Raw genomic sequence first — 11,710 nt, forward strand, 5'->3', positions numbered from 1 at the left:
TCACATTAGACTGATTATAAAATGATCTGGACTGACACTTTTTCATTTGAATTCCTTATCAATTGAGATTTCCAGTGATTTTTGACCGTAGGCCAGCCTGATAAAACAGGCACATCCACAATTTGGCAGAGTTTCATGGGTAATCAAGAAAAAAAATCCCCGAATCAAAATAAATTTTGATTCGGGGATCCCTGATTTTTCCTCGAACAAGTGAATTCCCATCTCTTTCCACGGAGACGATTCATTATATCATTCCAGACAGGTATTCTGACTCCCGGATCATCCTACCAGTTGCGCCTTCCCCTCTGCCAACAGCAGAAAGTGACATCATGCAACGTTCGTCCCCGGTTACAGCGGCGGGCCCGTCCCGGATTCACACCGGGTTCCCTTTTAAACTCGTTTAGAGTATCTGAAAATCTTTCAGAAAATACCAACTTCCCTGCTCGATGTCAAGCAGCCTTTTGTCCTGTTCCAATTTCATCGATCAGTTTTTTCAGTTCCGGTTTTCTCTCGAGAATCAGTTCCTTAATTGTCTCTGCAAGGGAGTGATCCGAATGAACACTTACAAAATCAAAGGCTTTGACATAATTATTTTCCACAAGCACCTCGATCATTTTTCTGACCTTCGGATGATCAGGAGCAACATCAAGAATAAAAATGATTGCGTTAGGTGTCAGTTTTTCAATTACGGCATCATCGGTAATATTGTAGATCCCTTCAAAGATGCTGGCGACCTGGGGATGGTCCATCTTTTCCTGGAGAAGCAGCAGGGCAATATTAGGATCACGGTCAAACATTGCCTTGATGATGGCCCTGGAATAGACGTTTTCCGGATCGGCGGTAATAAAATCATAGGCATTTGTCAGATTTTTTACCGCCAGTGCCGTAGTCAATTCATCGGCGAGGGGATGATCCGGAATAATTTTCAGCATGTAGGCTATAACATCGGATTTCAGTTCCTTGATATAATCCTTCTCTACCTTGCGCATCCCCCGTATAATCGCGTCCCTGCCGGAATGACCGGGCATGCGTTCCAGGACCTTGACGGCACTGGAATAGCTGAGTCCCTTCAGACTCTGGGGTGTTGTGGAATACATCTGACCAATCAGAATTTCCGCCTGGGGACTGTCCGGATACTGCTCGATAAACTCAAAGGCACGATCAAAATCCCAGCCGGTTATCGGTCCGGTATGGTTGACTACAGCTTCAAACTCCTCCATCATCCGCTGCGTCTCTTCACTGCTCAACTCCTGCGCTTCCTCCGGTTCTGCAACTTTTTTCCCGGCAATCTTCTCACGAATTTTCCGAAAAAGTCCACCGCTGTCCTTTGATTTATCATTTTTCATATGGTTCATTCAGTCGTAATGCAGGCAACCCCTGCGACAACTCCTCATGTAAAAAGGCCCGAAACATTTTCCGGGACCGAGTCAATATCTATCCACCGTGCCTGATCATACGGTTTTCCTCTGCCTGTACCTCCGGAAAACCATTCATCATTTCGTTTTCAAACATCATTTCTGTTATATTACAATAATAAAAGACGACTTGCAAATCGCCACCCATGAGGTAAATTCTGTTATTATGATTACGTCGAAAATTTTTCTTCACCTTCTCAGATCTTCTTCCATCAGGAAAAAACGGCCCGATGGTTCACAATATGTTTCCCTCAGTGTGGAAAACGTATCACATCTGGCAGAAAAAACAGATCAATCGCTGAAAGATATTGAACTCGCAGCCCTGGAAAACGACATTGTTCCGGAAAGGTATAGCCGCAACCAGACCTCCCTCTCAAACCAGGGCCAGAAAAGACTGCTCCAGTCCCATGTTGCAATCATCGGACTTGGAGGACTGGGGGGGACGGTTACGGAAATTCTGGCCCGTATCGGAACAGGCAGGATGACTCTTATTGACGGCGATGTCTTTGATGACAGTAACCTCAACAGACAACTGCTCTCAACTGTTTCCCTCCTTGGCACTTCCAAAGCCCTGACCGCTGCCCGGAAGGTCAAAGAAATTAACCCTGCAGTAGAAACAGTTTCCCATGACACCTTTCTGACTGCAGAAAACGGCAGGAAGCTGCTGCAGAACGTGGATCTGGCCATAGACTGCCTGGACACTGTTTCCGACCGGTTTACTCTTGAAAATATCTGCAGAGAGTTGGACATTCCCATGGTTTCAGCCGCCATCGGGGGAAGCTGCGGTCAGGCCACCCTGATTTTGCCGGGAGATCCCGGATTGAGACTGATCTACGGGACCCCGGAACCGGCAAAGCCGGACTCCACTGTCCGGCCTCAGCAAGGTGATGAAAAGAAAAAACGAGGTGCAGAGGCAACACTCGGCACCCTGCCCTTTGCTGCTGTCTACATGGCCGCGGTGGAATGTGCGGAGGCTGTAACCCTGCTCCTTGGCAGACCGCCCGAACTGCACAAAAAACTTTTTCTTGCCGATACCAGAGAACATACGTCAGAACTTATTGACTTTACCTGAAAACGTGGTACCTGTGAGCGGTTACAAAAACTAAGTCAAAATAAGCTTCACCAGGAGTAATAATGAAAGTTGGAATTATCGGCCTGCCACAGACTGGAAAAAAAACCCTTTTCCAGATTCTCACCGGAAATGAACTGAGAGAACAGTCCGGGGAACCAAAAGCCATTCCCGGAACCGCGGATATACTCGACCCGCGCTTTGACAAACTCGTCTCAATGTACACCCCAAAGAAAGAAGCAAGGGCCCGAATTGATCTGGTTCTCCTGCCGAAAATTGAACAGGAAACAATCAGCAGAGGAACAATCTTCAATGATATAAACGATGTTGATGCAATATGCCATGTTGTGCGGGCCTTTGAAGATGATGGAATTTACCACGTTGAGGGGAGTGTTGATCCCCTGCGGGATGCGGAAGCCATCAATGGTGAGTTGCTGATGCATGACCAGATCTTTGTCGAAAAACGCATCGAAAGATTGAAAACATCCCTGAAAAAAATCAAGGACAGGGAACAGGAGAAAGAGCTCACCCTGATGGAACGCCTTCTCACCCACCTGGAGGAAGAAAAACCCCTGCGCCTTATCGAATTTAATGAAGATGAAGAGCTGCTCACCAGAAGCTATCCGTTTATCACCAGAAAGGAACTGATTCTCGTATTCAACGTTGATGAAGACAGTATTAACGACAACAAACTTCTGGAAGCAATACAGGCTGTCTGTGAAAAAGATAAAATAAAAGCCATGACGGTCTCTGCCCAGGTGGAATCAGAAATAGCACTCCTTGACTCGGAGGAAGAAAAAGCTGAATTTCTGGCGGACATGGGTATAGAAGAACCCGCCCTCGAAATACTGACTCGACTCTGCCTGGAAGCCCTGGGCCTGATCTCTTTTTTTACAGTCGGCAAGGATGAGGTGCGGCAATGGCTGGTTCGTCGTGGCTCCGCTGCTCCTCTAGCCGCGGGTGTGATTCATTCCGACCTGCAGAGAGGATTTATCAGGGCTGAAGTCATGAAATATGATGAGCTGCTCACCTACGGCAGTGAGGCGGAACTGAAAAAACAGGGAAAGATGTACCTTCAGGGTAAAGATTATACAGTAGTTGACGGGGATATTCTCAATATCCGTTTCAAGGTTTAACTCAATGTCGTTAACTTAAGGACAAGATGGTTAAGGAAAGTCCCATTCTGACCTTGGCTGAGGGTGTCTGCAGCCAGGACGGCTGCAGTCAAGCCCCCAGGGACGAGTTTATGGCGTCCCTCGGACGAGGTCAGAATGGGACTCATTGTTTAACAACATTGAGGTTTAACTGCCGGTTGCAGCTCCACCAGGCAACTCGCAAGAGTCCTCTTTGGAACATGGTGCAATCCCTCTTCATCCCGCCAGTATCTGACGGCTGAATCATCACTGCATTCTTCAAGAACAACGGTCTCCTTTGGTTTACCAAGGGCAATGACCAGGGATATCTTCAGGTGAGCGGGAATGATAAATAAACGACTCAGACCCGCACCGATTGAAGCAATTCTGCAACCACCGATACCGTGCTGCATCGCCCCAAGCATGATATTCTGGCTGGCAATCCCCAGGTCAAACTGTGCTTCCGCCTCCGATCCAGTCAACCTCTCCCTGTTGAGCAGACAGATGATATAGGCAGACGGCCGCTCTCCAGCCACCGGCCCCTTCCAGTCCGCCAGATAACCTGCCCATCCGAGATATGGAAATATTTTCTCACAGGTTTCCATATCATTGACAACCATATACTGCCAGGGTTGACAATTTCTGGCGGAACCGCCCAGTCGTGCCAGATTGATCAAACCATGCAGGAATTCACCTTCGATTTTATGGTTCTGGTAAAATCTTCGATATGTCCTTGTCGCTTCTACGAGTTTTTCCATGGAATCCTCAACTGAAGTCAAATCAGATTCATTTCAATACCAGATGGTATGTAACTGGTAACAAAGGCAGAAACACAAAAGGCCCGAAGACAGTTTACCATCTCCAGGCCTTTTCGATATACTTTTCTGTCTGCCTCAAAGCATAACAGCAGGGATAATCCCTCTTGTATGGATTATCAGCACTTTATCGCCTTCTTTCCTTCGTCCGTAATACCATATTTGCAGCGAACCGGGCTGTCCACCAGACCTTTCTTTTTCAAAGCGGTGATCTTACTGGTAACAACCTTTTTTTCAAGCCCCGTGGCCGCGACGATATCCTTGTTCCCACAGGGACCATCACATTTTGCCAGGGCCTCAAGAACCTGCTTGTGCTCACTGCTCAATTCCTTTGATTTTGCAGAACATCCACATCCACTCATTATTCTTTCTCCTCTTCTTCCTTTTTTTTCTGACAGGCCGGGCAGATACCTACAATCTCCAGCCTGTAACCTGAAACACGGTAACCTTTCACTGCCTTGATTTCTCTGGCATGCAGCCCCTGACGATCAATATCCAGGTTATCAACCCGGTGGCAGACCGCACAATAAATATGGTCATGCTCAGAGACATCATAATCAAATCGCTTCTGCCGGCCACTGATTTCCAGCTTCCCGATTAATCCCGCCTCCGAGAGAATTTCCAGGTTGCGATAAACGGTTGCCAGGCTGATCCTCGGCATATCCTTTTTCACCCTGCCATACAACTCATCGGCGGTCAGGTGCTGTCTGCTTTTTTTCAGCTCACTGAGAATAATCTCCCGCTGATTTGTCATTCGAAGTTGCATAGGGCTCCTGTTGTTAGTAACTATTATCATATGTAATTTATTATCGTTTCTGTGTCAAGCCTGTTTTTCTGATGTGCACTGCAAAAAATATTCTTTTCGCCAGAGAAGAGGTGTGGTAACCATATTCCGATCCACTCCGTATTTACTCACCGGGCAGCAACTCTATTTTCATTATTTTAATTCCATGGACCGTTTTAAAAGAACCAGACAGCTATTAGGCGATAAAAAATTCGAACTGCTTCAATCAAGAAAGGTTACCATAGTCGGTCTTGGAGCCGTTGGCGGATATGCTCTGGAAGGGCTGGTGCGTGCTGGAATAAGTGATCTGCGTCTAGTTGATTTTGACACGGTGCAACCCAGTAATATCAACAGACAGCTTCTCGCCCTGGAACATACCCTGGGAAAGCCGAAGGTCGAGATAGCCGGTGCGAGAGGGTTGTCAATCAATCCCCGTTGCCGGATAGAACCCCTGCAGCTTTTTGCAGGGGAAGAAACTCTCGAAAAAATTCTTTCCCCACCCCCGGATCTGTTAATAGATGCCATCGATTCTCTCAATCCCAAAACCCAGCTTCTGACAGCATCTTTTCACCAGGCCATTCCGACAATCAGTTCAATGGGAGCAGCCCTTCGCACTGACCCTCTGCTTGTCAGGACAGGGGATCTATTTGATACAACCGGCTGCCCTCTTGCAAAACACTTACGCAAACGACTGAGAAAAAGAAATGTCACCCGGGGCATACAGTGTGTGTATTCAACAGAAAAAATCAACTTTGATTATAAAAAAGCGCGGGAAAACACAGAAGAGAATATTATCGGTGAAACTCCTTTTGCAGACAGAGGAAGAAAACGCAACAGTCTCGGGAGCCTACCAACAATCACCGGGATTTTTGGTCTCATCATCGCCAACATGGCTATCCTGCAACTGAGCACCGAAGAGGAACACAATTGAAAAGGATTTTTATTGCTGTCGATCTGCCGGAAAATATCAGAAAAGGACTAACCGGACTTGGCAGTTCACTGCCCCGGGCACGGACTGTCCCCCCTGACCAGCTCCATCTTACCGTGAAGTTCATTGGCGAAGTTGAAGGGGGAATATTACTGGATATACAGGAATGTCTCCAGGAAACAGCCCTGAAGCAGACAGGCTTTGCCATCCGCCTCAAGGGGGTGGGCGTTTTTCCGCCCCGCTCCACTCCCCGTGTTCTCTGGGCAGGAGTAAAACCGAAAGAGCCATTGACTCTTCTTCGTAACCGAATGGAACGCACTCTCAAAAAAATCGGTGTTCCGGAAGAAAACCGAAAATATTCACCCCACATCACCCTGGCCAGGTTGAAAAACTGCCCGATTCAGCGGTTGCAGCAGTTTCTTGCGGCCAACAGTTTTCTGGAAAGCCCTGAGTTTTCGGTAAACGGATTCAGTCTCTATTCCAGCAGACTTACACCAAAGGGAGCCATTCATACCCTGCTGCAACGATATGATTTCAAGTAATTGCTCACAGGCACCCCAGCTTTTCACGGTCTCTTTTGTCCGCATAGATAGGCTATAGCGAACAAAAGAGCCTGCAAAAATCTGCGGCACCTGTGAGCAATTACAGTTCAGAGGTAATAGGATCACAGAGTTGCTACCCCTGTGACCAATTACGATTTCAGGCCATCTTTCAAAAACCGTCAGCGAGTTCAACTCCCTGGGCAATCGCCCTTTTAGCATCAAGCTCCCCGGCTTTAAGGGCTCCTCCGATGAGATGATACGTAATACCAACCCTGTCCAGTTCCTCCGCAAGGGACAACTCAGACAGCTGTCCGGCACAGACAACCACATCGTCCACCTTCAGAACCTTCTTTTTCCCATCCTGACGGATATGAAATCCATCATCATCAATAAACAGATACTCTACTCCGTTCAACATTTTTACACCGGACTTTTTAAGCACTGTTCGGTGTATCCAGCCCGTAGTCTTGCCGAGCCCCGCACCGGGCTTGGTCTTCTTTCTCTGTAATAGAAAAATTTCTCTGTCAGCAGGGATAAATCCAGGTTTCTTCAGACCTCCCCCAACCCTGTATTCTCTGTCTACTCCCCAAAGGGCCATAAAAGATTCCACTGATTGTCCTGAATTTTCCCTGTGAAGAAGAAATTCCGCAATATCAAAGCCGATTCCACCGGCACCGATAATAGCCACACGCTCTCCGATTCTCTTTTCTCCCAGGAGAACTTCACTGTAAAGTGAAATTTTTATTTTTCCCTCACCCTTCAGCTTAATTTCCCTTGGAACAACACCTGTACCAAGAACAATTTCATCAAACCCCCGCAGATCTGACGGTACAGCCCTGCGGTTCAACCGCACATCCACCTGATTGAGATCAAGCTGGTGCTCGAAATAGCGCAGGGTTTCTGCAAATTCATCCTTTCCTGGAATCCTCCGGGCAAGGCGAAACTGCCCACCGATTTCAGGATTTGCCTCAAAAAGTGTCACCCTGTGCCCCCTTGCGGCAGCTACTGTCGCGCACGCGAGACCGGCCGGACCTCCTCCTACCACGGCTACACGTTTTGGAGATGAACTTTTGACAAAGGGACGAACCGTCTCATGGCATGCCCTGGGATTGACCAGACATGTGGCAGTTCTGCGGGTAAAAATATGGTCAAGACAGGCCTGGTTACAGCCAATACAAGTGTTGATCTCTTTTTCTCTCCCGCCTTCCGCCTTGCTGACCCACTCGGGATCTGCGAGAAACGGCCTGGCCATACTGACCATATCCGCACATCCACTCTCGAGAATCTGTTCCGCCACCACAGGCATATTGATCCGATTAGTGGTTACCAGGGGCAGAGATACCTCACCCATGAGTTTTTTTGTCACCCAGGTGAACGCACCTCTCGGTACCATGGTGGCTATTGTCGGCACTCTTGCCTCATGCCAGCCGATACCTGTATTGATGATTGTGGCTCCTGCCTCTTCCACTGCTCCGGCCAGGTGGAGAATCTCCTGCCAGGTTGACCCGTCTTTTACCAGGTCAAGCATGGAAAGACGGTAAATAATGATAAAATTCCTGCCGACCGCCTCTCTGATTCCTTTTATGATAGCCAGGGGAAAACGAATCCTTTTCTCAAATGAACCTCCCCATTCATCGTCACGTCGATTTGTTTTTGCCGCAATAAACTGATTGATCAGGTAACCCTCCGACCCCATGATCTCAACTCCGTCATACCCTGCTTTGCTGGCAAGCACAGCACATTTGATGAAATCGTCGATGGTTGACCTCACTCCCCGGCTGCTCAATGCTCTCGGTTTAAACCGGTTTATCGGTGCCCTGATGGAGGTGGGAGCAACACAGAGGGGATGGTAACCGTACCTGCCGGAGTGGAGGATCTGCATGCAGATCTTCCCTCCGCTGCCATGGACAGCTTCCGTCACAAGGCGGTGTCGGTTTACCTGGGATTCTTTCGAAAGACGAATTGAAAACGGTGCTATCCATCCTGCCCGACTGGGAGCAACACCTCCGGTCACAATCAGACCGACACCGCCCGCAGCCCGTGCCCTGAAATAAGCTGCCATCCGTTCAAAACCATTTTTCCCTTCCTCCAGCCCTGTATGCATGGAACCCATCAAAATTCTATTCTTCAAGGTTGTAAAACCAAGATCCAACGGTTTAAACAGATATCGATATGTACTCATTGTATTCTCTTCTCCTTCAGACTATTCTGGTAAGACTTCCGGCCAGAACGGATGGTGTAACAGCTGCCATTTTGTAACTGGTCACAGGGGTAGCAACTCTATGATTTTATAACCTCTGAAGTGTAATTGCTCACAGGTACCGCAGATTTTTGCAGGCTCTTCTTCGCTATAGCCTACCTATGCGGACAAAAGAGACCGTGAAAATCCGGGGTGAGTAATTACGCCATTTTTGCAAGATCCGGAATAGTGCGTCTTCATACGGACAGTTTGCGGTTTCAAAAAAGATAACTTATATTACTCTTAACGTAAACGATAACTTCATATCGGGAGGACAGAATCACAATGCACTACCAGGGAAATATTTTCAGACCGCCCAGCGAGGCCTACAGTATACTGTTACAGGTTACAACAGGCTGCTCCCATAATAAATGCACCTTCTGCCGAATGTATAAGGAAAATCGGTTTTCCATTAAAAGCGACGACATCATCATGTCTGATATTGATTTTGCCGCACAGCACTGTCGCCATCAGGAAAGGCTGTTTCTCTGTGACGGAGACGCTCTTATTCTGCCCCAGAAAAGACTTGTTAAAATTCTTTCCGCCATCAGAGAAAAACTCCCCTGGGTGACCAGGGTCGGAGTTTATGCAAACACCAAATCCATTCGCAGAAAAAGTGAAAAAGATCTTGAAGAACTGCGCGACCTGGGGCTCGCTATTGCCTATATGGGACTTGAGTCGGGAGATGATATCACCCTGCAGGCAATAAACAAAGGTTCAGATTCTGCTGGAATGATTGAAATGGGTAAGAAGATCCGCGCCAGCGACATTAAACTCTCCATCACCGTTCTTCTTGGAATTGCCGGAAAAGACCGATCCCATATCCATGCGAAAGAAACCGGCCGTGTCCTGACGGCAATTGATCCCGAATACGTGGGAGCACTCAGTTTAATGCTTACCCCGGAAACACCATTGTACAAAGACTGGCAAAAGGGTGATTTCTATCTCTTGAATGCCACTGAAATGCTGGAAGAACTTTTTATTATGATTGACAACACCGAACTTTCAAACGGCTATTTTCACGCCAATCACGCTTCTAACTATCTGCCGATCAAAGCAAAACTGCCGGGAGATAAAGCTGCGACTCTGGAGTTGATCAGCAGGGCTCTCCAGGGAAAAATCAACCTGAAACCTGAAGCGATGCGGGGTCTCTAATCTCTTCAGTCTGAAGCCGTGACACCTCCATGATATGAACAATCACCTACTCAGACTCAAAAAAAGCAGCTCTTTTCTCTGTTTAAGAGTAAAGAGCTGCAATTCTGGGCTCCTTGCTTATCTCCAGGCAGACACACCCAAAAACAAAACTGCTCACTGGTGCCCCGGTGAATTTACCTTAAAATTTATAATTGAACCCGGCGGTAATCAAAATAGCTGATGCATTGGTGAACTCACCGTAAACCCGGTCAGTCGGCGCTACTTTGACTGTTCTGGTTTTCTTATAGTCATAGAGGAAACCAAGACCCACTTCCATATTTTCATTGATCTTATATTGGGCTCCAAGGGAATAAAGAAAAGCATCGGAATCGGGCAGCTCAAATGAAACTGTTTCATCAGGTACAGGGTTATTATCAAAGGCAAAGCCACCCATCAGGGTCAGGGCATCGTTGAGTTGATATGTCAGACCGATGCGGAAGGCATCCGAATCGTCCCAATCTTTTTTGACCGGTGCCTCGAAGGGATTGCCGGGAACTGCTGGAGAAAAATTAAAGTCAAGATTATCGTACTCTGACCAGAATGTCCGGTCCCACCCCAGTTCCACATTCAGATTTTCCAGGACATCATAGGCAACCGCCAGGGTGAATACCGCAGGCGCGGGAACTGAGACATCGGTATCAAGAGTCAACCTGGTTCCCATGAGGTTCAACCTTGCATTGTCTTCAAAATCCAGATCCACATGGGAGCGGTAGGTTGCTGAAATATTCAGTGGCTCTATCGGTTTGGCAGCAACAGCAACATTCCAGCCCCACTCCACAGTGCTGTCATCCATATCTCTGGACAGTGGGACTCCAAGACCCGAGGCATCACTTTTAACAGTAGCGTCCGCATAGAGCATCCGGGGACCGGCTGCTACTGAAAACATATCACCGATCTTATAGGAAACCGTTGGATTAACCTCGATTACCGTCAGGGAAAATTCCTCGGCTACTGCTTTTGCATAAGGATCTTTCCATTGCTTTGAAAGACCGTAAGGGGCAACCACTGCCAACCCGAAACGAAAACCGCCAAATAATGGAGAAACAGCAAAACCGGTAGGCACAAAGAAATTTTCGGACTCGGAACTGGAGTTGAATGCGGGATTGCGCGCATCCTCATAATCTATCTCCGAGAGGTAAATATAGGTGGCATCAACTTCCATATACCAGGTATTCTCCATCCAGGACATATTGGCCGGATTGTAGTAAGAAGCGTCAGCCCGTGAAGCAGACGCAACATTTGCACCTGCCTTTGCTGTTGAATCAACGGACTGTTCAGGTATTCTCCAGCCGGATGCCAATGCCGAACCTGCGGCAAAAATAGAGGCCAACGCTAACACAGATATCCTTTTCTTCATGCTCATCTCCCTCTCTATCTATTTCATTTTCAAATCTGCCATATCCCGACAGACGCTTCACAGTGATCCTATCCAATCATAACTACTCGCAGAGACAACAACTTCATACCTAAATCCTGCACTTCAGAAAATGAAAAAATGTAAATATAACTTGATTTCAATACATTATGATATATCAAGCAAATTTGGCTATTCACTTCTCAGGTGAATGTAAATTTTTTCATTTTCTTTGCC

Annotated in this window: 11 protein-coding genes and 1 riboswitch; of the genes, 5 read left to right on the forward strand and 6 right to left on the reverse strand. The window is 47.4% G+C overall.

Translation table 11 applies throughout. From position 1 onward, the window contains the following. Positions 1 to 240: 240 nt before the first annotated feature. Positions 241 to 428, reverse strand: a riboswitch (cobalamin riboswitch). 21 nt (positions 429 to 449) lie between these two features. Continuing rightward, positions 450 to 1,346 (reverse strand): hypothetical protein, encoded by an 897-nt coding sequence (locus ACXLDX_RS05225; RefSeq protein ID WP_457576141.1) that lies wholly within the window; start codon positions 1,344 to 1,346, stop codon positions 450 to 452. Between the two features lie 235 nt (positions 1,347 to 1,581). Here ACXLDX_RS05225 and ACXLDX_RS05230 point away from each other — a divergent pair, with 235 nt between their 5' ends. Together ACXLDX_RS05230 and ychF are read left to right on the forward strand one after the other, a co-directional pair. Beyond that, on the forward strand, positions 1,582 to 2,487 hold the full coding sequence (locus tag ACXLDX_RS05230) for a HesA/MoeB/ThiF family protein (protein ID WP_457576142.1): 906 nt from the start codon (positions 1,582 to 1,584) through the stop codon (positions 2,485 to 2,487). Positions 2,488 to 2,549: 62 nt separating this feature from the next. Further along, the gene (gene ychF / locus ACXLDX_RS05235) at positions 2,550 to 3,620 is read left to right on the forward strand and encodes a redox-regulated ATPase YchF (protein ID WP_457576143.1); all 1,071 of its coding nucleotides are present in this window, start codon (positions 2,550 to 2,552) and stop codon (positions 3,618 to 3,620) included. A 149-nt stretch (positions 3,621 to 3,769) separates the two neighbouring features. Here the strand turns inward: ychF and ACXLDX_RS05240 are convergent, their stop codons facing one another. The 3 genes from ACXLDX_RS05240 to ACXLDX_RS05250 form a co-directional block, all read right to left on the reverse strand. Continuing rightward, a complete protein-coding gene (locus ACXLDX_RS05240) occupies positions 3,770 to 4,375 on the reverse strand; it encodes a nitroreductase family protein (RefSeq protein WP_457576144.1) in 606 nt (201 codons plus the stop codon). Positions 4,376 to 4,551: 176 nt separating this feature from the next. Next, the gene (locus ACXLDX_RS05245) at positions 4,552 to 4,794 is read right to left on the reverse strand and encodes a hypothetical protein (protein WP_228855387.1); all 243 of its coding nucleotides are present in this window, start codon (positions 4,792 to 4,794) and stop codon (positions 4,552 to 4,554) included. Beyond that, entirely contained in the window at positions 4,794 to 5,198 is a 405-nt protein-coding gene (locus tag ACXLDX_RS05250; RefSeq protein WP_457576145.1) for a Fur family transcriptional regulator, read from the reverse strand. The genes ACXLDX_RS05245 and ACXLDX_RS05250 overlap by 1 nt, the downstream gene beginning before the upstream one ends. Before the next feature lie 112 nt (positions 5,199 to 5,310). Between ACXLDX_RS05250 and ACXLDX_RS05255 the strand changes: the two genes are divergently transcribed. Continuing rightward, positions 5,311 to 6,147, forward strand: a complete 837-nt coding sequence (locus ACXLDX_RS05255) for a tRNA threonylcarbamoyladenosine dehydratase (RefSeq protein ID WP_457576146.1) — start codon at positions 5,311 to 5,313, stop codon at positions 6,145 to 6,147. Then, positions 6,144 to 6,686 carry an RNA 2',3'-cyclic phosphodiesterase gene (gene thpR, locus ACXLDX_RS05260; RefSeq protein ID WP_457576147.1) on the forward strand — a complete coding sequence of 181 codons (543 nt, stop codon included), beginning with the start codon at positions 6,144 to 6,146 and terminating at the stop codon, positions 6,684 to 6,686. The genes ACXLDX_RS05255 and thpR overlap by 4 nt, the downstream gene beginning before the upstream one ends. 169 nt (positions 6,687 to 6,855) lie before the next feature. Here the strand turns inward: thpR and ACXLDX_RS05265 are convergent, their stop codons facing one another. Next, entirely contained in the window at positions 6,856 to 8,868 is a 2,013-nt protein-coding gene (locus tag ACXLDX_RS05265; protein ID WP_457576148.1) for a 2,4-dienoyl-CoA reductase FMN-binding domain-containing protein, read from the reverse strand. A gap of 342 nt (positions 8,869 to 9,210) precedes the next feature. On the opposite strand from ACXLDX_RS05265, the gene ACXLDX_RS05270 reads away from it, so the two are divergent. Then, on the forward strand, positions 9,211 to 10,080 hold the full coding sequence (locus tag ACXLDX_RS05270) for a radical SAM protein (protein ID WP_457576149.1): 870 nt from the start codon (positions 9,211 to 9,213) through the stop codon (positions 10,078 to 10,080). Positions 10,081 to 10,258: 178 nt separating this feature from the next. Here ACXLDX_RS05270 and ACXLDX_RS05275 read toward each other — a convergent pair whose 3' ends face one another. Continuing rightward, a complete protein-coding gene (locus ACXLDX_RS05275) occupies positions 10,259 to 11,476 on the reverse strand; it encodes an OmpP1/FadL family transporter (RefSeq protein WP_457576150.1) in 1,218 nt (405 codons plus the stop codon). Positions 11,477 to 11,710: the final 234 nt, after the last annotated feature.

Source organism: Desulfomarina sp. (assembly GCF_054039375.1).